The organism is Actinoplanes sp. NPDC024001 (assembly GCF_040638955.1).
Lineage (GTDB): Bacteria > Actinomycetota > Actinomycetes > Mycobacteriales > Micromonosporaceae > Actinoplanes.
In genome coordinates this window covers 21,640-44,239 of record NZ_JBEZZB010000084.1, presented here as the reverse complement: position 1 = coordinate 44,239, position 22,600 = coordinate 21,640, and the positions used below count along the sequence as shown (strand labels likewise).

The 22,600-nt window shown below is 71.9% G+C and carries 19 protein-coding genes and 1 pseudogene; 11 read left to right on the top strand and 9 right to left on the bottom strand.

Annotation, left to right across the window (positions count from 1 at the left end; genetic code table 11):
• On the bottom strand, nucleotides 1-1,209 hold a 1,209-nt coding region (locus tag AB0F81_RS29205), incomplete at its 3' end, for an alpha/beta hydrolase (protein WP_360202329.1).
• A 136-nt stretch (nucleotides 1,210-1,345) separates the two neighbouring features.
• Between AB0F81_RS29205 and AB0F81_RS29200 the strand changes: the two genes are divergently transcribed.
• Nucleotides 1,346-1,906: a carboxymuconolactone decarboxylase family protein gene (locus AB0F81_RS29200; RefSeq protein WP_360202327.1), complete on the top strand. Its 561-nt coding sequence runs from the start codon at nucleotides 1,346-1,348 to the stop codon at nucleotides 1,904-1,906.
• On the top strand, nucleotides 1,903-2,937 hold the full coding sequence (locus AB0F81_RS29195; RefSeq protein WP_360202326.1) for a Glu/Leu/Phe/Val dehydrogenase dimerization domain-containing protein: 1,035 nt from the start codon (nucleotides 1,903-1,905) through the stop codon (nucleotides 2,935-2,937). Before AB0F81_RS29200 ends, AB0F81_RS29195 begins: the two co-directional genes overlap by 4 nt.
• Here the strand turns inward: AB0F81_RS29195 and AB0F81_RS29190 are convergent.
• The 5 genes from AB0F81_RS29190 to AB0F81_RS29170 all read right to left on the bottom strand — a co-directional run bounded on the left by AB0F81_RS29190 (nucleotide 2,919) and on the right by AB0F81_RS29170 (nucleotide 9,529).
• Entirely contained in the window at nucleotides 2,919-4,604 is a 1,686-nt protein-coding gene (locus AB0F81_RS29190; protein WP_360202324.1) for a hypothetical protein, read from the bottom strand. The two genes, AB0F81_RS29195 and AB0F81_RS29190, sit on opposite strands and share 19 nt — an antisense overlap.
• Before the next feature lie 32 nt (nucleotides 4,605-4,636).
• Entirely contained in the window at nucleotides 4,637-6,535 is a 1,899-nt protein-coding gene (locus AB0F81_RS29185) for a beta-L-arabinofuranosidase domain-containing protein (RefSeq protein ID WP_360202322.1), read from the bottom strand.
• 8 nt (nucleotides 6,536-6,543) lie between these two features.
• Complete coding sequence (locus AB0F81_RS29180; protein WP_360202335.1) at nucleotides 6,544-7,305, bottom strand: carbohydrate ABC transporter permease; 762 nt, start codon at nucleotides 7,303-7,305, stop codon at nucleotides 6,544-6,546.
• A gap of 44 nt (nucleotides 7,306-7,349) precedes the next feature.
• Nucleotides 7,350-8,180 (bottom strand): sugar ABC transporter permease, encoded by an 831-nt coding sequence (locus tag AB0F81_RS29175; RefSeq protein WP_360202333.1) that lies wholly within the window; start codon nucleotides 8,178-8,180, stop codon nucleotides 7,350-7,352.
• Between the two features lie 98 nt (nucleotides 8,181-8,278).
• Complete coding sequence (locus tag AB0F81_RS29170) at nucleotides 8,279-9,529, bottom strand: extracellular solute-binding protein (RefSeq protein ID WP_360202320.1); 1,251 nt, start codon at nucleotides 9,527-9,529, stop codon at nucleotides 8,279-8,281.
• A 150-nt stretch (nucleotides 9,530-9,679) separates the two neighbouring features.
• Here AB0F81_RS29170 and AB0F81_RS29165 point away from each other — a divergent pair, with 150 nt between their 5' ends.
• Together AB0F81_RS29165 and AB0F81_RS29160 are read left to right on the top strand one after the other, a co-directional pair.
• Nucleotides 9,680-10,678, top strand: coding sequence for a LacI family DNA-binding transcriptional regulator (locus tag AB0F81_RS29165; protein ID WP_360202318.1), 999 nt, complete (start codon nucleotides 9,680-9,682; stop codon nucleotides 10,676-10,678).
• Nucleotides 10,679-10,910: 232 nt separating this feature from the next.
• Nucleotides 10,911-14,471, top strand: a complete 3,561-nt coding sequence (locus AB0F81_RS29160; RefSeq protein WP_360202316.1) for a LamG-like jellyroll fold domain-containing protein — start codon at nucleotides 10,911-10,913, stop codon at nucleotides 14,469-14,471.
• A 21-nt stretch (nucleotides 14,472-14,492) separates the two neighbouring features.
• On the opposite strand, the gene AB0F81_RS29155 is transcribed toward AB0F81_RS29160, so the two are convergent.
• Nucleotides 14,493-14,693: a transketolase C-terminal domain-containing protein gene (locus AB0F81_RS29155; protein ID WP_360202315.1), complete on the bottom strand. Its 201-nt coding sequence runs from the start codon at nucleotides 14,691-14,693 to the stop codon at nucleotides 14,493-14,495.
• Nucleotides 14,694-14,710: 17 nt separating this feature from the next.
• On the opposite strand from AB0F81_RS29155, the pseudogene AB0F81_RS29150 reads away from it, so the two are divergent.
• The 3 genes and pseudogenes from AB0F81_RS29150 to AB0F81_RS29140 all read left to right on the top strand — a co-directional run.
• A pseudogene (locus tag AB0F81_RS29150) lies at nucleotides 14,711-15,328 on the top strand (SDR family NAD(P)-dependent oxidoreductase); the annotation flags it as partial.
• Nucleotides 15,329-15,366: 38 nt separating this feature from the next.
• Nucleotides 15,367-16,557 (top strand): glycosyltransferase, encoded by a 1,191-nt coding sequence (locus tag AB0F81_RS29145; protein WP_360202313.1) that lies wholly within the window; start codon nucleotides 15,367-15,369, stop codon nucleotides 16,555-16,557.
• A gap of 4 nt (nucleotides 16,558-16,561) precedes the next feature.
• A complete protein-coding gene (locus AB0F81_RS29140; protein ID WP_360202311.1) occupies nucleotides 16,562-17,113 on the top strand; it encodes a TetR/AcrR family transcriptional regulator in 552 nt (183 codons plus the stop codon).
• Nucleotides 17,114-17,347: 234 nt separating this feature from the next.
• On the opposite strand, the gene AB0F81_RS29135 is transcribed toward AB0F81_RS29140, so the two are convergent.
• The gene (locus AB0F81_RS29135; protein WP_360202310.1) at nucleotides 17,348-17,761 is read right to left on the bottom strand and encodes a MarR family transcriptional regulator; all 414 of its coding nucleotides are present in this window, start codon (nucleotides 17,759-17,761) and stop codon (nucleotides 17,348-17,350) included.
• 63 nt (nucleotides 17,762-17,824) lie between these two features.
• Between AB0F81_RS29135 and AB0F81_RS29130 the strand changes: the two genes are divergently transcribed.
• A complete protein-coding gene (locus tag AB0F81_RS29130; RefSeq protein WP_360202308.1) occupies nucleotides 17,825-18,415 on the top strand; it encodes a TIGR03086 family metal-binding protein in 591 nt (196 codons plus the stop codon).
• A 27-nt stretch (nucleotides 18,416-18,442) separates the two neighbouring features.
• On the opposite strand, the gene AB0F81_RS29125 is transcribed toward AB0F81_RS29130, so the two are convergent.
• Nucleotides 18,443-19,561, bottom strand: coding sequence for an FAD-dependent monooxygenase (locus AB0F81_RS29125; protein WP_360202307.1), 1,119 nt, complete (start codon nucleotides 19,559-19,561; stop codon nucleotides 18,443-18,445).
• A 107-nt stretch (nucleotides 19,562-19,668) separates the two neighbouring features.
• Between AB0F81_RS29125 and AB0F81_RS29120 the strand changes: the two genes are divergently transcribed.
• The 3 genes from AB0F81_RS29120 to AB0F81_RS29110 all read left to right on the top strand — a co-directional run bounded on the left by AB0F81_RS29120 (nucleotide 19,669) and on the right by AB0F81_RS29110 (nucleotide 22,598).
• Nucleotides 19,669-20,592, top strand: coding sequence for a TetR/AcrR family transcriptional regulator C-terminal domain-containing protein (locus AB0F81_RS29120; protein ID WP_360202305.1), 924 nt, complete (start codon nucleotides 19,669-19,671; stop codon nucleotides 20,590-20,592).
• A gap of 74 nt (nucleotides 20,593-20,666) precedes the next feature.
• A complete protein-coding gene (locus tag AB0F81_RS29115; RefSeq protein WP_360202303.1) occupies nucleotides 20,667-21,758 on the top strand; it encodes a HAMP domain-containing sensor histidine kinase in 1,092 nt (363 codons plus the stop codon).
• A 258-nt stretch (nucleotides 21,759-22,016) separates the two neighbouring features.
• The gene (locus AB0F81_RS29110) at nucleotides 22,017-22,598 is read left to right on the top strand and encodes a DUF4386 family protein (protein WP_360202302.1); all 582 of its coding nucleotides are present in this window, start codon (nucleotides 22,017-22,019) and stop codon (nucleotides 22,596-22,598) included.
• The last annotated feature ends 2 nt before the right edge of the window (nucleotides 22,599-22,600 follow it).

Here is a 22,600-nt window from a genome sequence, read left to right as displayed (position 1 = left end):
GGCGGCCGCCGCGGCGGCGGGCCAGGACGCGGCGTCGCGGGCGTGCCACCCGTCGGAGCAGAACACCGCCGCGGCGGCCTCGAACTCGTTGTGGTAGCCGCCGGGTGCGGGCTCCAGCCGCTCGGCGAGCGACTTGCGGGCGGCTTCACGGCGGGCCGGTTCGGCGTACGGATCGGTCAGCGCCCGCAGATCGACGAGGTTCGGGATGACGTGGTCGGCGGCGTCCGGCTGGTAGAGCTGCTGCAGCGTCTGGCTGACCAGCATCGGATAGGTGTAGTCACGCCCGTCCGGCAGGGTGACCGGGGCACGCTGGAGCCGCTCGGCGATCGTGTCGAAGTCACCGCCCGCGAAGCCGCACCGCGACTCGCCGGCCCGGTCGCATCGTTGGAGCAGTTCCCGCAGCACCCGGTGGGACGCGGCCGCGGAACCCATCCGTACGAAAGTGGGAACATCCCTGGTGGCCGGCGTGCCGGCCCAGGCGGCCGGGTCGACGATGCCGTCGATGGCGATCGCGCGCACCCGGCCGGGGAACATGGCGGCGTAGACCTGCCCGAGGTAGCTGCCGTAGGACACCCCGAGGTAGGTCAGCCGGGCATCGCCGACGGCGCGGCGCAGCACGTCCATGTCGCGCGCCACCTGCGCGGTCGACGCGGCCGCGGCCAGGCCGCCGGTGGCGGCCGCGCAGGAGACCCCGATGGTACGGGCGCTCGCGACCGCCTTCCGGACCTCGGCGCGGGTGTACGGCCCCCGGCCCGGCCCGGTGAACGGTGCGGTGACCCGCTGCTGCTCCTCGGCGCTGCCGAAGCACCGGACCTGCCAGCTGTCCCCGACCCCGCGCGGGTCGACGCCGACGATGTCGAACCGTGCCACCACTTCCGGGCTGAGGAAGTCCGGCAGGCCCATCGCCATGTCGGTGGCGGAGCTGCCGGGCCCGCCCGGGTTGACGAACAGGCTGCCGATGCGCCGCGCCGGATCGGTGGCCCGGTGCCGCAGCAGGGCGACCTCCACCTGCGCCCCGTCCGGGTCGTCGTAGTCCAGCGGCAGCGGCGCCGTCGCGCACTCGAACCGTTCCTCGCACGGCTGCCAGCGCAGGACCGGGGTCGGCACGCGATCGACGCGCTGGGCCTCGGCCGGTGGTCCGGCCGCCTGCGCGGGGATGCCGGCCAGGGACACGGTGAGGACCGCCGCCGCGGTGATCAGAGAACGCATGACAGCCAGCCTCGATGGATCTCCGTCCGATCTCGATACCGCTGGCGGGTCACAAAAAGGTAGGGCGGACTGGATGGCGCATCGGGAACGGCAGCGTTATGGTGCTTCTAAATTCGAAGCACTGGAGGCGACTGTGGTGCGTATTCCTCCGCTCGGCGCCCCGTACCCCGAGGGTGTCGAGGATCAGCTGGCGGCGATGATGCCGCCCGGTGTGCCGCCGATCGGCCTGTTCCGGACCTTCGCCCGCAACCTGCCGATGACCGTGGCGATGACCGGCTGGGGCAGCTACGAGCTGAGCCGCCACCTCTCGCTGAGCATGCGGGAGCGGGAGATCGTCATCCTGCGCACGTGTGCGCGCTGCGCCTGCGAGTACGAGTGGGGCGTGCACGTGATGTTCTTCGCCGACCGGGTGGGTCTCACCGGCGACCAGCTCACCTCACTCACCCACGGCTCGGCCGGCGATCCATGCTGGACGGACGCCCGCGAGCGGGTGCTGATCACGGTCGCCGACGCCCTGCACGACACCTCGGATCTCGACGACGACCTGTGGAAGACCGCCCGCGACCTTCTCGGCGAGGCCGAGCTGCTCGACCTGTTCCTGCTCTGCGGGTGGTACCACGCGATCAGCTTCGCCGCCCGCGCCGCCCGGGTGGACCTGGAGCCCGGCGCACCTCGCTTCGCCGACGCCCGGCCATGACGGACCGCCACGAGCAGGTCACGTCCTTTCAGGACGTCGAAACCGGCCTGCGCGCGATCGTCGCGATCCACGACAGCACGCTCGGCCCGGGCTTCGGCGGGACGCGCTTTCATCCGTACGCGGGGGCGGCCGCCGCACTGGCCGACGTGCTGCGGCTCTCGCGCGGGATGACGCTGAAGACCGCGATGGCGGACCTGCCGTGCGGTGGCGCGAAGGCGGTCATCATCGGTGACCCGCGCACGCTGAGGTCCGAGCCGCTGCTGGAGTCCTACGGCCGTTTCGTGCAGAGCCTCGGCGGGCGCTACGTCACGGCCGGCGACGTCGGCGTCAGCGCCGAGGACCTCGACGTGATCGGCCGCACCACCGAGTTCGTGGTCGGCCGGACGGTCGCCGCCGGCGGCTACGGCGACAGTGGACCGATGACCGCGCTCGGTGTCCTGCACGCCATCCGGGCCGCCGCCGCGACGCGGTGGGGGAGCGCCGACCTGACCGGGTGCGCGGTCGGCGTCGAAGGGCTGGGCAAGGTCGGCTTCGAGCTGGCCCGCCTGCTGCTGGCGGCCGGGGCGAAGGTCACCGCGGCGGAGATCTCCACGCCGGCCCGCGAGCTGCCGGGAGTCGTGCTCACCGACCGGGTGCTCGACGCGCCGGTCGACGTCTACGCGCCCTGCGCGCTGGGCGCCACCCTGACCGCTGACTCCGTCCCCCGGATCCGCGCCTCGATCGTCTGCGGCGCCGCCAACAACCAGCTCGCCACCGCCGACGTCGAGCGGTTGCTCGCCGACCGGGACGTCATCTGGGTGCCGGACTTCGTGGCGAGCGCCGGCGGCGTGACCATGGGCTCGTACGAGTTCCGGCGACTGCCGGTCGAGGACGTTCCCGCCCGGGTGGCGCGGATCTTCGACACCACTGCCGAGGTGCTCGCCCTCTCCCGCGATCGGGGGTTGCTGCCCGGCGCGGCGGCCGAGTCGATCGCCCGCGCCCGGATCAACCGGCGCCGGACAGCAGAGCCCGATCAGGACAGGTGGATGTAGTCCAGCTCGGCGTACCCCGAGCCGCCGGCGAACGCCGGTGCGCCCTTGGCGAGGCGGATGACGTTGTAGCCCGCGTTGAGATTCACGGTCGTGCTGACCGTCGACCCGAAGATGCCCCAGCCGGCGGTCGGCGGGTAGCTGATCGTCGACCAGCCGCCCCCGTTGTACGCCAGCCCGTGCGTCGCGGTGGCCCCGGTGCCGTTGGCGTAGCCGATCGCCATCGTGTACGACCGGGCGGCCGGCACGTGCACGATGAAGTCGACGAACGACTGGTTGCGCATGTTCGCGCTGCCGTCGATCTGCCCGACGTATCCGCCGTTGGACGCCGACCCGGCCGAGAACCGGTTGGCGTTGACCACGGTGGCGTTCTCCGCCTCGTACCGTTGCTGCCAGGTCGCCGCGCCGGACGCCGGGGTGACCAGCAGCTGGTAGGCGTCCCACGCGTGCATGTTGGTCACCGGGACGCTGATGCTGCCGTTGACGACGTTGTAGGTCGCCGACGAGACCGCGATCGGCGCGTTCTGGTTGGTGTGCCGCCCGGTGGTGCCGCTGCGGGTCAGGGTCACCCGCACCTGCGAGCCGAGCGCGCCGAGCCCGTTGACGCGCACCGTGTTGTTGCCGCTGTCACCGCCGAGCACCACGTTGACGAAGCGGCGCGTCGGGTCGTACGACGCCACTCCCTCCAGCCAGGACCCGGGGATGGTCTGCACGATGTTGCCGGCCATGTCGCCGTACCACCGGTAGGGCCAGTACGACGAGGTCGGCGCGTTGTTGTGCAGCAGGCCGTTGAGTGTGCCGGCCTCGTACCAGTAGGCCCGCTCGGCCGAGCGGATGCCGTGCCGTTCGAAGACCGCCATGTAGTGCACCGAGACGCTGGGGATGTCGACCTGGGACGGCGACGCGTACTCGTTGATCGAGATGGGCCGGGGTGAGATGCCCAGCGACCGCTCGATCGCGCGGTAGTCGTTGACGTGCGCCTCGACCTGGAGGTACTTGTCGTCCTCCAGCTCGTGCCAGACGATCACGTCGGGCAGGGTGTTGGTGTTCCGGGCGTGGGTGAGGAAATCGACCATCCATTGGTGGTTGTAGACGGAGTGCGACGGCCCGACGATCGGGGTGACCGTGTCGAGCGTGCGGATCAGCCGGTGGGTGCGGGTCCAACCGTCCAGGAAGGGGCCCGCCGCGGCGGTGTTCCAGGTCCAGTCCGGCTCGTTCCAGAGTTCCCAGCCGTCGACGTTGGTGGTCGAGGTGGCGTTCAGCCGGGCCTGCACCATGGTGCGGACCTTCGACTCCCAGTCCGCCCAGCTCACCCAGCGGTACGGGAAGTTGGGGTAGATGTCCGGCATCCGGAAGAACTGCTGGGCGCCGGCGCTGGTCACCTTGCCGGCCACCTGCAGTCCGTCGCAGCACGGGCTGGTCGCGCCGTTGCCGAGCTGCTGCCCGCCGGGCGGCGGCTGGGTGAGGTGGTTCAGCTTGAGCGGCAACATCATGTTCAGGGGCGGGTTGTTGCCGGTGTTGACGGCGTAGAGGCCGCCGGACGCCACGTGCGTGACGGGCCGGACGACCGTGCCGACGTTGACCGTGAGGGTGTTGCCGGCGGCCTGTGCCGGGCTGGGGACGGCCAGCCCGGCGGCCACGAGGAGCAGGAGGACGGTGGATCTTCGCACGGTTCACCTCGGTGGGGGTGAGGACAGGACGGTTACTCCTCCCGTGAGGCCAGCGGAATCCAGACCCGCATCGGTCCGGGGGTGCGGTTGGCCCACAGGAAGTAGGGGACGGCGGTGACCACCGTGTTCGGCCCGGACGCGGCGGCCGGCGGCCAGGTGCCGTAGAGCCCGGTGTCCGAGACGGCGCGGGCGCGGACGGGCACCTGCAGCGTCACCGGGAACGGACCGTCGCCATGGAACGCGACGGTGAGGGAGGAGTGCGGGTCGAGGCAGAGGTCCTCGAGCACCACGCCCGCGGGCACGTCGGCCTGCTCCAGGCAGTAGACCAGCGGGCCGCGGACCAGGGCGACGGCGCCGCGGGTGGCGTCGACCCGCGGGTGGGCGCTGACCAGGCGGGTCGGCATGGCCAGGGTCAGGACGATCCGGTCGCCCGCGTGCCAGACCCGGTGCAGCCGGAGGTAGCCGTCCTCGGCGTGGGCCGGCGCCGGGTTGCCGTTGACGGTCAGCCGCGCGTCGTCGCACCAGGCCGGCACCCGCAGCGACAGCGCCCACGGCTCGGCGGACGTGGCGGTCACCGTGACGGTGATCTGCTCGTCCCACGGGTAGCTGGTCTCCACCTCGACGGCGCGCCCGCCGTCGCTGAACGTGCCGGTGCCGTAGAGGTGCAGCTGCAGGCCGCCGGGTCCGCCGGTCGCCAGGTAGGCGTGCAGCGACGCCATCAGCCGGGCCAGGTTGGGCGGGCAGCAGGCGCACGAGTACCAGCTCAGCCGCTGCGACGGGGCGTCCTCGTGGGAGCCGTCGTGGCCGGTGCGCAGCTGCAGCGGGTTGGAGTAGAAGAACTCGGTGCCGGAGAGGGCGGTGCTGCCCGCGATGCCGTTGTGCAGCACCCGTTCCATCTCGTCGGCGTACTTCACCTTGCCGGTGGCCAGCAGCAGCCGCCAGGCCAGCTGGAAGCTGCCGATCGCGGCGCAGGTCTCCGCGTAGGCGCGGTCCGGCGGCAGCTCGTACGGGTCACCGAACGCCTCGTCGCGGTGCCGGGAACCCTGCCCACCGGTGATGTAGGTGCGGCTGTCCAGTGCGGAGTCCCAGAGCCGTTCGGCCGTCTCCAGCAGCGCGGTGTCGCCGGTCTCCACGGCCACGTCGACGGCGCCGGCGAGCAGGTAGAGCTGGCGCACCACGTGCCCGGTGACCTCGGTGGACTCGCGCAGCGGCTCGTGGTCCTGGAAGTAGCGGGGGCCGAACCGGCTGGCGTCCAGCGTGCCGTGACCGCGGTTGGTGACGAAGCGGCCGGCGAGATCCAGGTAGGGGCGGTGCCCGGTGACCCGGTAGAGCTCGGCGAGAGCCGTCTCCACCTCCGGGTGCCCGTCCACCTCGGGCGAGTCCCCGTACCGTTGCACCAGAAGATCGGCGAAGCGGCGCGCGACCGAGAGGACCTGCTGGGCCGCCGGCTCGTCGGGCGCGGAACGCGCCGCGGCGACCGCGGCCTGGACCAGGTGGCCGGCGGTGTACATCTCGTGGCTGTAGTGCAGCTCGTTCCACTGCCGGTCGCGGTGCGCCGGGTCCTGGTAGAAGGAGTTCAGGTAACCGTCCGGGTCCTGGGCCTTCTCCAACAGCGCGGCCACCTCGTCGACGAAGGCGGGCGCGGAGCCGGACCAGAACGCCGCCTCCAGGGTCTTGTGCACGTCGGTGTCGGCGAACCACATGCCGGCGAACTCGGCGTCGGCGTCCCCGGTGACCCGGCGCAGGTTGGTCAGGTTGCCGTGCACGCCGAGCTGGTCGATGCAGTGCGGCAGCGTCGCGCCGGCGTTGCGGGCCTGCCAGTCGCCCAGCAGTCCGCCCGGCGTCAGCCGGACCGCGCCGGCGGGCAGCGGCCGCAGGACGCCGAGCGCGTCCGGCGTGGGCACGACGGGACCGTGCGAAACGAAGCTCATGTGGTTCCTCAGTCCTTGACGGCGCCGGCGGTGACGCCGGCCGCGACGTAACGCTGGGCGATGATGAGCAGCAGCGTTGCGGGGATGGAGGCGATCACCGCGGTGGCCATGATGGCGTTCCATTGCTGGTTGTTGTTGCCGATGTACTGGTAGATGCCGAGGGTGATGGGCTGGTGGTCGGCGCCGCCGGCGAGCGTGGAGGCGAACACGAAGTCCGACCAGGCCCACAGGAACGCGAAGAGGCTGACCGTGACGATCGCGTTGCGGGACACCGGCAGGATCACCGAGACGAACGTGCGCCAGGTGGAGGCGCCGTCGATGCGGGCCGCGTTGATCAGCTCGTCGGGCAGGCCGGACATGAACGCTGTGAAGATCAGCACGCCGAACGGCACCGCGATCGTCGAGTCGGCCAGGATCAGAGCGGGCAGCGTGTTGAGCACGCCGAGGCGCAGGTAGATGGCGTAGAAGCCCATCGCCATGATGATCCCGGGGATCATCTGGGCGATCAGCAGCACGAAGCTGAGCGCGCCGCCGCCTGCCGGGCGCAGCTTCGCCAGGGCGAAGCCGGCCGGGGCGGACAGCATCAGGGTCAGCACGACGGTGCCGATCCCTACGATCAGGCTCGTCCCGAGGTATGGCAGTTGCTGGTCCAGGACGGCGCGGTAGCCCTCCAGGGTGCCGTTGAACGGGAACAGGTGCGGTGGGTCGGCGCGCATGTCGGTGTCCTTGGTGAAGGACACGTTGATCATCCAGTAGATCGGGAACAGCATGATCGCCGTGAAGGTCAGGCCGAGCCCGGTCTTGGCATGCTGCTTCACGCCTGCCTCCTCTGGAACCGGATGTAGAGCAGGCCGAAGACCAGGGCCATGATGATCAGCAGGTTGCCGACCGCGGCGCCGGGCCCGAATTCGGGCAGCAGGTTGCCGAAGCTGAGCCGGTAGGACCAGGTGGCGAAGGTGGTCGACGCGTCGGTGGGGCCGCCCTTGGTCATGATCCAGATGATGTCGAAGACCTTCAGCGTGTAGACCAGCCCGAGCAGCAGGGTGATCGCGGAGACCGGCCGCAGCAGCGGGAAGGTGACCCGCCAGAAGCGTTGCCAGGGTGATGCGCCGTCGATTGCGGCGGCCTCGTAGACGTCTTTCGGGATGGCCTGCAGTCCGCTGTAGAGCACCACCAGGTTGAACGGGATGCCGATCCAGATGTTCGCGATGATCACGCTGGTCAGCGCCCAGTCCGGCGAGGTCAGCCAGTTCACCGGGTCGACGCCGAACAGGCCCAGGGCGTGGTTGACGATGCCGGAGTCGCTGTTGAGCATCCAGCTCCAGGTCGACGCGCTCACGATCAACGGCAACAGCCACGGTACGAGGAACAGCGCGCGCAACGTGGCGGACAACCGGAAGTTCTGGGCGAAGAACACCGCCAGGGCCAGCCCGATGGCGAACTGGAACGCGATCGACACGAAGGTGAAGACCAGCGTGTGCAGCAGCGCCGGCCCGAACGCCGGGTCGTCGAACACCGTCCGGTAGTTGTCCAGGCCGCTGAACGGGGCGTCGCCCTGCACGAAGCTGCGCACCGTGTAGTGCCGCAGGCTCAGGTCCAGGTTGCGGTAGAGCGGGTAGGCGTAGAAGGCGGCCAGGTAGACCACGACCGGGGCGAGGAACGCCCAGGCGGTCCAGTGAACTCGGGACCGCCGGACCCGGGTGCTGCCTTCCCGGGTCCGGACGAGGGTGTCGGCGTGCGTGGTCACTTGGTAGCCGCGGCTGCCGTCGTCTGGGCGTCGGTGAGCGCCTGCTGCGGGGACTTCGATCCGCTGAGCGCCGCCTGGAACGCGGTCCACATCGGCTGCGAGATCTTCGGGTACTTGGTGCCGAGGTCGTCACTGGTGCGGCCCTTGGCGGCCTTGACCGCGTCGACCCAGACCTTCAGCTCGGCGTTCTCGGTGACCTGCTTCTGCTGCACGGCCTCGGTCGCCGCGATGTAGGACAGTGTCGTGTCCGTGGTGTAGGCGTTGTCGCTGCTGCTCAGGCAGGAGATCAACTTCTCGGTGACCGCGTACCGGTCGGTCGTGGACTGGACCGGTGCGGTGACGAACTCGCCGCCGGTCGGGGCGGGAGCGGTGCCGCCGGCCTGCGACGGGATCGGGATGATGCCGTACTCGAAGCCGGTCTTCTTGGCGTTGGCGAGCTGCCAGGTGCCGTTCTCACTGAACGCGAAGTCACCGGTGGCGAACTCCTGCCAGCTGGTGGTCTGGGTGTTGTTGAGCACCGAGTTCGGCGCGTAGCCCTTCTTCAGCCAGTCGGTCCACAGGGCCAGCGCGGCCACGCCCTGCGGCGAGTCGAGCTGGGTCAGGTCGGCACCGGAGCCCCAGAACCACGGCAGGAACTGGAAGCTGCCCTCCTCGGTGCCGATCGCCGAGAACGTGATGCCCTTCTTGCCGGTGGCCTTCACCTTCTCCAGGGCGGCGGTGAGGCCGGCCCAGTCCTTGATGGACGCCGGGTCGACACCGGCCTTGTCGAGGACGGCCTTGTTGTAGTACAAGGCAAGCGTGTTGGCGCCGATCGGGATGCCGTAGGTCTTGCCGCCGATCTGACCGGCGGCGAGAAGGTTCGGCTCCACCGCGGAGGTGTCGACCTTCAGCTCGTCCGTGGTGGTCAGCACCCCGGCGTCGGCGAGCGTCGACACCACCGGGTTGTCGACGATCAGCACGTCGGGGGAGTTGTCCTGCTGGGCGGCGAGCAGCGCCTTGTTGGTGAGGTCGGTGGTGTCGTACCCGGTGCGCTCGACCGTGACGCCGGCGTCGGTGCCGCACTTGGTCAGCAGCTTCACCCAGTCCGACGTGGCGTCGAACTGCGGGTACGGGTCCCAGATCGTGTAGGTGCCGCCGGCTTCCGAGCCGCCGTCGCCGGAACCGGAGTCGGAGGAGTTGGAGCAGCCCGCCAGGAGACAGGCGGCGATGGTGAACGCAGCCGCAGCGCGAACGCGCAGGGATGTCATATGGGTCCTCGCACACTGGTTGGGATGCCAAGGAAATCGATTGCCTAGAAGCTAGGTAGCCGCTTGCTCGCATGTCAAGAGCGAGTTACCGTTCGATGAAGCGGGTGACCGGAAGGTTGCTCGGAAACTCGGGAGGAAACGCTGAGCACGATGGATCGCGCCGTCACCATCAGCCAGGTGGCCGCGCTCGCGGGGGTCTCCACCGGAACGGCGTCCAAGGCGCTCAACGGCCGGGGTGCGTTGCGGCCGGAGACCCGGCTGCGCGTGCAGCAAGCAGCCGAGCAGCTCGGGTTCGTCGCCAACGCGGCGGCGCGCAGCCTGCAGACCGGGCGCACCTACACGGTCGGCATGATCACCACCGACAGCATCGGCCGGTTCAGCATCCCGCTGCTCATCGGCGCCGAGGACGCCCTCGGCGCGGGACAGATGTCGGTCTTCCTCTGCGACGCCCGCGACGACCCGATCCGGGAGCAGTACTACCTGCGTACGCTGCTCAGCCGCAAGGTCGACGGGATCATAGTGACCGGGCGCCGGACCCAGGCGCGGGCGCCGATCGGAGTCGGGCTGCCGGTCCCGGTGGTGTACGCGTTCATCAGCTCGGCCGACCCGCAGGACTGCTCGGTCGTGCCGGACGAGGCTGACGGGGCGCGGCGCGCGATCCAGCATCTGCTCGCGGTCGGGCGGCGGCGGATCGCCCACGTGACCGGGCCCGAGCATCACCACTCGGCGACGGTCCGGGCCTCGGGAGCTGTGGAGACGCTGGCGGCCGAGGGGCTGCGGCCGGTGGTGCCGACGCTCTACGGGGAGTGGAGCGAGGCCTGGGGGCGGCAGGCGGCGCGCATGCTGCTCAACTCGGGCGCCGACGTCGACGCGGTGTTCTGCGGCAGCGACCAGATCGCCCGCGGGCTGGCGGAGGCGCTGCGGGACGCCGGCAGGGACATCCCGGGGGACATCGCGCTGGTCGGCTTCGACAACTGGGACGTCATGGTCGACGGCTGCCGGCCCGCGCTGACCAGCGTCGACATGGATCTGGAGGGGATCGGGCGCAGCGCCGCCGAACTGCTCCTCGCCAAGATCAACGGCGATCCGGTGCAGGGGCCGCGCGCCCGCCCCTGCCGTCTCGTCCCCCGAGCCTCCACCGCCGTGTGAACTGTGGGGCGCGCTGCGCGCCCCACAGCCCACGCTGGGGAGGCAAACGTTTTCCTACCGGGCATTGACGGGTGTGGTTGGGGGTCCGTAACCTACCCGAAACCCCACCCCGCGGCGGCGCGGCGAGATCCCGCCGGTGCGCACGTCCTTGCGCGCCAGGCAAGCAGGCCATCCTTTGCATGCCGCACTCCGCCGATCGTTGTGAACGCTCACATCAGCGTTGGAGAGACGCATGAGTCCTCGGAAACATCCGCCCCCACTGCTGTTCGCCGCCGTCGCAGCCGGGCTGCTGGCCGTGCTTCCCGCCCTGCCGGCACGGGCCGCCGCCGACGTCCCGGCGCCGGTGGTCGCCTACGAGTTCGACGCCGGCGACCTCACCAGCGGCGTCGTCACCGACAGCTCCGGCAACGGGCTGGACGGCACGCTCGTCAACGGCGCCACCGCGACGCTCGTCGACGGCGCCCGCGGCGGCCACGCCATCCAGCTGCCCGGCGGCGGTCCCACCTCGAACGGCGCCCACATCCGGATTCCCCGGACGGTGCTGGAAGGCCGCACCGAGATCACCGTCTCCACCCGGGTCCGCTGGGACGGCACCACCGCGCCCTGGCAGTGGATCTACGCGCTGGGCAAGGACACCGGCCGCTACCTGTTCACCACCCCGTACAACGGCGACGGGCGCCTGCGTACCGCGGTGACCAAGGACTTCGCCGGCGCGGAAGCGCAGGTGACCGGCTCGGCGGCGCTGCCGGCGAACGCCTGGAGGACCCTCACCGTGACGCTCGGCGGCGGCCGCCTCGTCACCTACCTCGACGGCGCGGCGGTCGCCGAGGCGAAGACCACCGTGACCGCCGCCGACCTGCTCGACGCGAACACCACCTCGGCCGGGTTCATCGGCAAGTCGTTCTACCCGGACCCGCTGTTCGACGGGGCGGTCGACGACTTCCGGGTCTACGGTGCGGCGCTCGCCGCCGAGCAGGTCGCCGCCGAGTTCGGCGCGGCCCCGCCCACGGTCACCGAGCTGACCGGCACCGCGTTCCAGGTGCGGACCACCATCGGCACCGCCCCGGCGCTGCCGGCCTCGGTGCGGGCGAGGTTCACCGACGGGTACGACCGGGACGTCCCGATCACCTGGGCGGCGATCGACCCGTCGCAGTACGCGCAGCGCGGCACGTTCGCCGTCACCGGTACGGCAGCCGGCCGGGCGGTGACGGCCACGGTGACGGTGATCCGCGAGGGTGAGCTGACCGTCGACCTCGGCACGACCACCGGCGCCTTCCACGGCGGAGCCTCCGGCACCCTCTACGGGCTCTACGGCGACGGCGTCCCCACCAACAACCTGATCGAGGGCATGCGCCTGCGTACCGTCTCGACCAAGGCGCAGGACGGCCCCCAGCATCCCGGCGCCGACGCCCTCGAAGTGGTCAAGCCGCTGGCCGACAGCACCGACGGCGACGTCTACATCTACATGACCGACATCCACCGCGGCTTCCCCTACCAGTGGCCGGGCAGCACGCCGCAGGAGAAGCTGGCGACCTACCGCGAGAAGATCGTCAAGCAGGTCGGCCAGGTGCTCCAGCTCGACGAGAAATACCAGGACAACATCGTCTTCGTGCCGTTCAACGAGCCCGAGGGCAACATGTTCGGCACCGGCGAGTGGAGCTACAACCGGGTCAGCTGGCTCAGCGACCCGGACGACTACTTCGCCGCGTGGGACGACTTCTACCGGCTGATCAAGGACAGGATGCCGGGCGCGCGGATCGCCGGCCCCAACACCAGCATCCTGTTCGAGCAGGTCAAGGGCTTCCTGGAGCACACGAAGGCGGCCGGGACGGTGCCCGACGTGATCACCTGGCACGAGCTGAGCCACCCGGAGGCGGTCCGTGACAGCGTCGCGAAGTACCGCGCCTGGGAGGCCGAGGTGCTGCCCGGCAAGCACCTGCCGATCAACATCAACGAGTACGCCTTCAACTACCACACCAGCGTCCCCGGTCAGATGATCCAGTGGATCTCGGCGATCGAGGAGTCCAAGGTCGACGCGGACATCGCGTACTGGAACATCGACGGCAACCTGTCCGACTCGGCGGTGCAGGCCAACCGCGGCAACGGGCAGTGGTGGCTGTACAACGCCTACGGCAGCATGACCGGTGACACCGTGCGGGTCACCCCGCCGTACCCGGGGCAGAACTACACGATGCAGGGCGTCGCCACCCTGGACCGGGCGAAGAAGCAGGCGCGTGCCATCTTCGGCGGGTCGGCCGGCAAGGGGTACATCCGGTTCACCGACGTGCCGAAGGACTTCGGGCGCGGCGTGCGCGCCACGATCCGGGAGATCCCGTGGACCGGGCAGATCGGCGACTCGGCCCAGCCGAAGCTGATCGCCGAGAGGGATCTGCGCGTGGTGAACGGCGAGGTCGCCGTGGAGTTCGACCAGTTGGCGGAGTCCTCCGCGTACGAGATCGTCGTGAGTCCCACAGGCCACCGTGACCGGCCTGCGGCCGCGCCCACCGTCTGGCAGGGATCCTTCGAAGCCGAGGACGCGACCTACACCGGTGGCGGTTACAGCAGGAACGGGCCGGAGGGCTCGCCGGCCGACGTCTCGAAGTTCTACACCTCCGGCGGCTTCAACGTCGGCGGGCTGCGCACCGGCAGCGACGGGGTGCTCGACTTCACGGTGACCGTGCCCCGGGACGGCACCTATGACCTGAGCGTCTTCGCGAACTCGCTGAACACCTTCGACCTGGTCAAGGAGCAGGGGCCGACCAACGTGTTCCTGCGCGTCGACGGTGGCGCGGAACAGGAGATCTTCCTGCCGCTCGGCTACAAGTGGGTGGTCTGGGACCACACCGACACCAGGGTGCGGCTCACCGCGGGGGAGCACACCATCTCGCTGGCCGCGCGCAGCCTCGACGGCACGCGCGTCACCCAGGGTGACGCGATCATCGATCGCCTCACCCTGGCACTGCCCGGCCCGGCCGCAGCGATCTCGGCGTACGAGGCGGAGTTCGCCGACCTGAAGGGTGGCCGCCCGGTCTACGGCGACCGCCGGGGCGCCGAACTGTCCCGCGGTGGCACGGCGACCTTCTGGGTCTACTCGCCGGCCGACGCCTCGTCGACCCTGGACCTCGCCGTCACGTCGGGTTCGGTGGAGACCACCGTCAACGGCATCCGGGTCGGCAACGGGAGGAAGACGGCGGTGTCGCTGTCGGGTGGCGTCAACAAGGTGGTCGTCACCGGCACGGCCCGGCGGACCGTGATCGACCGGCTGGACGTCCGGCAGGCCGGCCGGGCGCTGCCGGAGACGGTGCTGGAGGCGGAGTCCGCGGCCCTCGCCGGCACCGCGGCGGTCGCCGCGAAGTCGCTGGCCGGCGGGGGCAAGGCGGTTACCGGGGTGGGTGGTGCGCCGGGCAACGGCAACACGCTCACCTTCACGGTGAACGCGGCCCGGGCGGGGGTTCACGCGCTGCGGATCCGGTACTCGAACCCGGAGCAGGCGGTGGCGACCCACTACAACCCGGACCCGCTGGCCCGGCACGCCGACCTGTCGGTGAACGGCGGGGCCGGCCGGCGGGTGCTGTTCCCGCACAGCTTCCACGACAACAACTTCTGGGAGCTGACCGTGCCGGTGAGCCTGCGGAAGGGGGTGAACACGGTCGAGTTCTCGTCGGCGGAACTGCCCAACTTCGACGGCACCAGCTATGCGTCGGAAACCTGGCCGGACGTGCTGCTGCGCTCGAAGTTCGCGCCGCTGATCGACCGGGTGACCGTGGCGCCGTTCAGCGCCCCGGCCCGGTGACGCGGTCCCCGGCGCGGCCGGTCAGCAAGCGGCTCGGACGCGGCTGACCACCGCGTCGGTGGAGAGGCCGTAGCGGTCGTGCAGGGTCGGCAGCGCGCCGGCCGCGAGGAACTCGTCGGGGAGGGCGATCGGCAGGACCGGTCGCGCCTTCCCGGCGAAGGCCAGGGTGGCCGCGACGGCCTCGCCGAGGCCCCCGCGGACGGTGTGGTTCTCGCAGGTCACCACCAAAGGACGCGGCCACCGAGATCGCCGACCGGGACGCGGTGCAGGTCGCCGGGCTGGCCTGCGACGTCACCGGCGAGCGGTCGGTGGAGCAGGTCCTGGAGGCGCTGGCGGGCTCGATGCCGCCGGCTGGTGCGCTGGTCAACAACGCCGGCATCACCTCACCCGTGCCGTTCCTCGAGGTCGCCGGGGAGGAGTGGGACCGGATCTTCGCGGTCAACGTGCGCGGGGCGTACCAGATCACCCGCCGCGTCGTGCCGGCGATGGCCGACCGCGGGTTCGGCCGGGTGGTGTTCCTGTCGTCGGTCTCCGCCGAGCGCGGTGGCGGGGTGTTCGGCGGCGTCGCCTACTCCGTGGCCAAGGCCGCCCAGCTGGGCTTCGCCCGGGCCCTCGCCCGCGAGGTCGGCCCGCGGGGCGTCACGGTCAACGCGGTCGCGCCGGGTCTGGTCGACACCGACATCACCGCCGGCAAGCTGGATCCCGAGCGCAAGGCGCAGGTGATCGCCGGGGTGCCGGTCGGGCGGGCCGGCAACGTGCACGACGTCGCGGACCTCATCGCCTACCTCTGCCGGGAGGAGTCCGGCTACATCACCGGCGCGACCTACGACGTCAACGGCGGCGCGCACATCCATTGATCTGTCGCGGCTACTATAATCATAGTAGCCTGGCGGGCATGGCCCACATCGTTGCCGTCACGCTCGGGACCCGCGGTGACGTCGTGCCGTTCGTCGCTCTCGGGCAGGCGCTGCGCGAGGCCGGCCACCGCGCCACGATCGCGACCCACGGATCGCTGCGGGCACTGGTGGAGCCGGCCGGGCTGGGTTTCGCGGCGCTGCCCGTCGAGTTCGGCGCGGATCCGCGCACCCTGACCTCGGCCCGGTTCGCGCGTGCGCTGGCCGGCCGGTGGCTCGACGTCGGGCGGGCCGTGGCGACGGCCTCCGCCGACGCGGACCTGCTGCTGCTCGGCGCGATGGGCTGGCTCGGCTATCACGTGGCGCAGGCCCGGGGTGTGCCCAGCATGGGCGCGTTCCTGCAGCCGCTCGAGCCCACCCGCGCGTTCCCGCCGGCGTTGCTGACCACCCGCTCGCTGGGCGGCTGGGGCAACCTCACCGCGGCCCGGGCGCTGCGGCTGCTCGGCCAGGCGCCGTTCGCCCGGCAGACCGCCGCGCTGCGACGGGAGCTGGGTCTGCCGCGGCTCGGGCCGGCGGCCACGTTCCGCCGGATGGACGCCGAGCGGTGGCCGGTCCTGCACGGGTTCAGCCCGGCTGTGGTGCCGGCGCCGGCGGACTGGCCGGCATACCGGCCGATGACCGGTTATTGGTGGCCGCCGGTGGGCGGGGAGCTCTCGCCCCGGCTCCAGCGGTTCCTCGACGACGGCGAACCGCCGGTGTTCGTCGGGTTCGGCAGCCTGGCCGCGCCGGGTCTGGACCGGGTCGTCGACGAGGCGCTGGCCCGGCTCGGCCGCCGGGCCGTGATCCAGGGAGGCGCCGCCGGCCTCGCCACGGACCGCCGCGACGTGCTGGTGGTCGGGGACGAGCCGCACACGGCGCTGTTCCCTCGGGTGAGGGCGGTGGTGCACCACGCCGGGGCCGGGACCACGGCGGCCGCGCTGCGTGCGGGCGTGCCGGCGGTGTGCGTGCCGTTCGCCGCCGACCAGCCGTTCTGGGCCGGGCGGGTCGCCGCGCTCGGCGCCGGGCCGCCGCCCCTGCCTGGCCGTGGACTGACCGCCGACCGGCTGGCCGGTGCGATCGAGTCGGCCGGCGGCTACCGGGCGGGTGCGGCCGCGATCGCCCGGCGACTGGCCACGGAGGACGGCACCGGGCAGGCGCTCGCCGAGATCACCCGGCGGCTGCCGGTACCCTGATCCGGTGCCTCCCGCCACCGCCGTGCGTATCGCCGACGCCGCGCTGGAGGTGCTCGGCACCGGCGGCATCCACGCGCTGAGCCACGCCCGGGTCGACGCGACGGCCGGGCTGCCCGCCGGCTCGACCTCCAACTACTTCCGCACGCGGGCCGCACTCGTGGCCGGTGCGATCGCCCGGCTGGAGCAGTTCGACGAGGAGCAGTGGCAGGCGACCGTGGCGGCCGGGCGGCCGTCGAGCCCGGCCGGGCTCGCGGACGCCTTCGCGGCGTTCGTCGAGTCCGCCGCCGGCGCCCAGCGGACCATGACGGTCGCGCGGTATGTCATCTCCGTGCAGGGGGTCGTGGAGCCGGCGCTGCTGGAAACGCTGAACGCCAACCGGCGGCGGGTCGCCGACTGGGCCGCGGCTGTTCTGACGGATCTCGGAGTGCCGGACGCGCGGGACACTGCCAGCGCGCTGCTGGCCGGCGCCGAAGGACTCATCCTGCACAGGCTCACGGGTTTCGCGGCGATCCCGGCGGGCCCGCATCTCCTCCGGCTGATCGGCGCCGATCGCTGACGCTCGGCGCGACCGGCGGCGATCGCTGACGCTCGGCGCGACCGGCGGCGATCGCTGACGCTCGGCGAGACCGGCGCCGATGGCTGACGCTCAGCGCGATCGGCGCGGATTTCTGACGCTCAGCGCGATCGGCGCGGATTTCTGACGCTCAGCGCGATCGGCGCGGATTTCTGACGCTCAGCGCGATCGGCGGCGATGCGGACGCTCAGCCTGCTCGGTGCCGACGGCTGACGCTCAGCGCGGTGCGAGCGCGGCGACCGTACGCAGAAAGGCCTCTCGATCCTCGGCGGGAACCGCCGCGAGGATCTCGTCCTCGCCGGCCCGGATCTCGGCCTGGATCGACCCGTGCACACGGCGGCCCTCGGCGGTCACGCCGAGCAGCCGGACCCGGCGGTCGGCGGGGTCGGGCTCACGGTCGATGAGGCCGCGCCGCTGCAGCTCGTCCAGCACCGGGATGAGCCGGGTCTTGTCGGCGCCGATGCTCGCCGCCAGAGCGGCCTGGGTGCGCATCGGGCTGTCGCTCAGCGCGGTCAGCACGGCGTAGGCCCACATGGACAGGTCGTGCCGGGCCAGGATCGGCTGCTCCATGGCGAGCAGGCGGCGTCCCAGCCGGAAGACCAGCGCGCCGAGATCGTCCGTGCGTTCCACGCCGTTACTCCTACCACCTCCGGTGGGGTTGACGATTCGTAAGCCCACGCACATGATAGGCGTATGCTTACGATTAACGACGACCTTCGCGCCGCCGACGCGACCGCGGTGCGCGCCACCATCGACCTCGTCAGCCGGGTGACCGAGGCTGACCTCGGGCGGGCCACGCCGTGCGCCGGCTGGGATCTGGCCGCTCTGCTGGAGCACATGACCGAGCAGCATCACGTCTTCGCGGCCGCGGCCCGCGGAGCGGCTGCCGCCGACGGCGGTGATTACGCTGCCGCCGGCGGCGATGACTACGCCGCTGCCGCCGAGGACGTGCTCGCCGCGTTCGCGGGGGAGGGTGTGCTGGACCGCCCGTTCCTGCTGCCGGAGATCGGCCGCCCGGTCCCCGGGCGCATGGCGATCGGGTTTCACCTGGTCGACTATCTAGTGCACGGCTGGGACGTCGCCCGCACGATCGGGGCCCCCTACCGGCCCGGTCCCGACCTGCTGGCGCCGGTGCTGGCGATCGCCCGCGCCGTGCCGGACGGGCCCGAGCGTCGCGCGCCGGAGTCGCCGTTCGCGCCGGCCAGGCCGGTGCCGGACGGCGCGGACGCCCTGACCGAGATCCTGCTGCTCCTCGGCCGTGACCCGGATCAGCCACTGCGCTGATCAGCACCGCTTCTCCACGGCGGAGAGTCACTCCCGCGGGCGGTCCAGGGAGATCGCCCGCTTGGCGCGCTCAACTGACTCCTCCGGCGCCGGTCCGCCCGGATTCTCGGTGGCGAGCGCCTGGTTCGCCGCGACGAACGGGCGCATCCGCTGCTCGTACCGGGAGAAGGCGGTCTCGTGCTCGCCGCCGGCGGCGGAGAGCTCGGCGGCGAGCACGTAGGCGCCGACCAGCGCCAGGCTGGTGCCCTGCCCGGAGAGCGGCGACGCGCAGTACCCGGCGTCGCCGAGCAGCGTCACCCGCCCGCGCGACCAGGAGTCGAGCTGGACCTGCGCCATCGCGTCGAAGTAGAAGTCGGGCGCCTTCCCCATGCCGTCGAGCAGCCGCGGCACCTCCCAGCCCATCGCGGCGAACCGCTCGGTCAGCAGCGCCCGCTGGGCGTCGGTGTCCCGGTAGTCGTAGGCGATCGGGCCGGCCCGGAAGCCGAGGTTGACCCGAAGTTCGGTGTTGCGCCGCACCGGATAGATGCCGCCGCCGAGGTCGCCGTCGTTGAACCAGAGCTGCCAGTCCTCGAGGCCGAGGAAGTTCTCCATGCTGTAGACCCCGAGGTACGTGCCCAGGTGCCGCACGAACGCCTCCTCGGGCCCGAACGCCAGCCGGCGCACCGCCGAGTGCAGCCCGTCGGCGCCCACCACCAGGTCGAAGGTGCGCGGGGCGCCCCGCTCGAAGGTCACCCGCACGCCCCGGTCGTCCTGGTCCAGGGTGGTGATCGAGTCGCCGAAGACGTATTCGACGTCGCCGGCGGTGCGCTCGTGCAGCAGCGTGGTGAGGTCCTCGCGCAGGACCTCGATGTCGTCGCTGTCCAGCCGGCCGCTGCTGATCGCGTGCTCGGTCGAGCGCATCAGCTCGTTGCCCTCGCCGTCGACCATGGTCATCCCGCGGGTGTGGGTCTTCATTCGGCGCAGTTCGCCGGTGAGGCCCATCCGGTCGGTGACGTCGAGCGCTGTGCCGCGGATGTCGATCGCCTGGCCGCCGCGGCGCGGGGCCGGGGCGCGCTCCACGATCGTGGTGTGGAATCCGTGCCGGTGCAGCCAGTAGGCCAGGGCCGGGCCGGCGACGCTGGCCCCGGAGATGAGGATCGTTGTCATGCGTCTCAATGTACGGCGTACGCGCAAACCCGTACAGCCTCTGACCTGCATTTCTGTCCTAGTGCAGGAGCCCTTGATAGGGTGCCTGTACTAGGACAGGGGGAGCCGTGACCGAGCCGCCGTACCAGCGCATCGTCGCCGACCTGCGGCGCCGCATCGCGGCCGGCGAGCTGCGCCCCGGCGACCGGGTGCCGTCCACCCGTCAGATCGCCATCCGCTGGGGAGTCGCCCTCGCCACCGCGACCAAGGCGCTCGCCACGCTGCGCACCGAGGGTCTGGTCCGGGCCGAGCCGCGCGTCGGCACCGTCGTCGCCGAGCCGCGGCCGGCGCCGCCCGCACCCGCCGCCCCGGTCGTCGAGCGGGAGCTGACCCGGGACCGCATCGTGCGCGTCGCCATCGAGATCGCTGACGCCGAGGGCCTCGACGCGCTCTCCATGCGCGGGATCGCCGCCCGCCTCGGCGGGGCGACCATGTCGACCTACCGGCACGTCGCCGGCAAGGACGAGCTGATCGTGCTGATGGCCGACGCCGCCTTCGGCGAGGAGCAGCCCGCCGGGCCGGGCGCGGCGGGCTGGCGCGAACGCGTCGAGACCGGGGTGCGCACGCTCTGGGCGCTGCACCGCCGGCACCCCTGGCTGGCCCATCTCAGCCCGCTCACCCGGCCCCTGCCGCTGCCCGGCCTGCTCGCTCACAGCGAGCAGATCCTCGCCGCCCTGACCCACGCCGGCCTCGACCCGGTCACCGGCTTCGACGTGCAGATCCTGCTCTACAGCTACGTGCAGGGGCTGGCCGTGAACATCGAGCGCGAGGCGCACGCGCAGGCGGCCACCGGCCTCTCCGACGAGGAATGGATGCGCCGGCAGGACCCGGCAATGGGCGCGATCGCCGCCACCGGCCAGTTCCCGGTCTTCGCGCGGCTGCTGGAGACCTTCGCCACCGACGGCTTCGACCTCGACCTCGACCGAATCTTCGAACTGGGTCTGCGGCTCATGCTGGACGGCCTGCCGGTGAGCGATATGGTCATCGAATAGACCAAACCGGCCCCTTTCGCCTCCTGGGAGCCGGGCCGCGAGCCGCCGCCCGGCAGTCCGCCGCACTCTTCGTGGTGGCCGCCCTGCTGGCGTTCGTCGGCATCCTCACCGACCCGGCCGCCTACCAGCGGCTGGCCCTGGTCGCCGCCTGCGACCTCACCGTCGCCCTCGCCGCGCTGATCCTGCCCTGGCCGCGCTGGTCGCCGAACGCCACCGCCCTGCTGGGCGTCGCCGGGTTCGCCGTGCTCGGCCTCTCCACCTGGTCGTTCGGCGGCGTGGCCACCGGCACCGGCCCGTTCCTGGTGCTGCTCTACGCCTGGGCGGCGCTGCACTTCCCCCGCTGGGTCCTGCTCGCCTTCGCGGCGCCGGCCACCGTCGCCTACCTGCTGCCGCTGATCCTGACCGGTCAGCCGCCGATGGTCCTCGGCAGCGCCCTCGTCCTCATGCCGGTCGCCCTCGTGGTCGGCCTGCTCATCGAAGCCCAGGCCCGCCACCTGCGCGAGGACCGGGAACGCCTGGCCCGCATCGAACGCTGGCGCTCCGCCATGGTCAACACGCTCGCGCACGACGTGCGCTCACCGCTCGGCACGGTTCAGCTCGCCCTGGAGGAACTGCGTGACGACGCCACCGGCATGAGCGCCAAGGTCCTGGACACGGCGCTGCGGCAGACCGCCCGGATCTCCCGCCTCGCCGACGGGCTGCTGGACATGCAGCGCATCGACAGCTCCGGCCACCTGCGCCTCGACCGCCGCTCGCAGCCCGCGCTGCCGCTGATCCGGGCGGCGCTCGGCTACGTCCGCGCCGACGCCGACGTGCGCGTCGAGGTCGACCCGGAGGCGACGCTGTACGTCGACGAGCAACGCTTCGAGCAGATCCTGCTCAACCTGGTCGGCAACGCGCTGCGCTACGGCGGCCCGCCGGTGATCGTCCGCCTCACCCGCGACGGCGCCGTCGACCGCCTCGAGGTGCGCGACCACGGGCCGGGCATCCCCGAATCGCTGCGGCCGCGCCTGTTCGGCCAGTTCGCCGTGGGCGGCCCGGAAGGCGTCGGGCTCGGCCTGTGGATCGTCCGCCAGCTCGCCGTCGCCCACGGCGGCCAGGCGGCCGCCGAACCCCGCACCCCCGGCGTAGCCATGATCGTCACCCTCCCCGCGGGGCCGGCTTAGACCCATATCCGGTACGCGTTCTGCCCGTCCCGTTGAACTTGTCCGTTCCGGGCTACCCGCGCGACCGGCCGGGTGGTCCCGGCCGATCCGCGACCGCCGGGCTTGAGCAGCCGGTCACCCAGCCCGAGGCCGCCCTCCCTCGCACCCCAGCGGCGGGGCGTACCGGGGAATGGCGGGAGAGATCAGGGTTGGTCTCTGCGGGGGTTCTCGGGGTTTCGCCGGAGGCGCCGGTCCCGGCACCCGAAGAGGATCCTCGATATGACGAAGGCAACGAGATTCGCACTCTTCGCGGCGCCGCTCGCGATGACCGGGTACGGGGTGGTCCGCTACGTCGGGCGGCTCGACGACGCGTACGGTCCGGGGTTCGACTGGCAGCTCGCCCACGTCCTCGGCCTGGCCGGGTTCGTGCTGTTCGTGCCGGTGGTCCTGGGGCTGCGGCGGATGCTCCCCGCCGGCCCGTGGCGGGAGGTGGCGGCCGGGGCCGCGCTGTTCGGGCTCGCCACCTCGATGGTGCAGTTCGCGGTCGACATCGTGCAGGCGTTCCGGGCCGCGGACAAGGCGGAGCTGCAGAGCCTGCAGAACGACTTCACCGAGCTGCCCGGTGTGCAGGCGGTGATCTACGACTTCGGCCCCCTGTTCTTCTTCGTCGGGCTGGTGACACTCGCGGCCCTCGCCGTCCGGGCCGGCCGTCTCCCCTGGTGGAGCCCGGTCGTCCTGCTGATCGGCGTACTGCTGCCGCTGGTCACCCTGGACCTGATGCCCGTCACCGGCGTGCTGACGCTGGCGGCGTTGCTGCCGCTGACGCGCGAAGCGCGGCGGGAGGCGGCGCCCGTCGGCTGAGA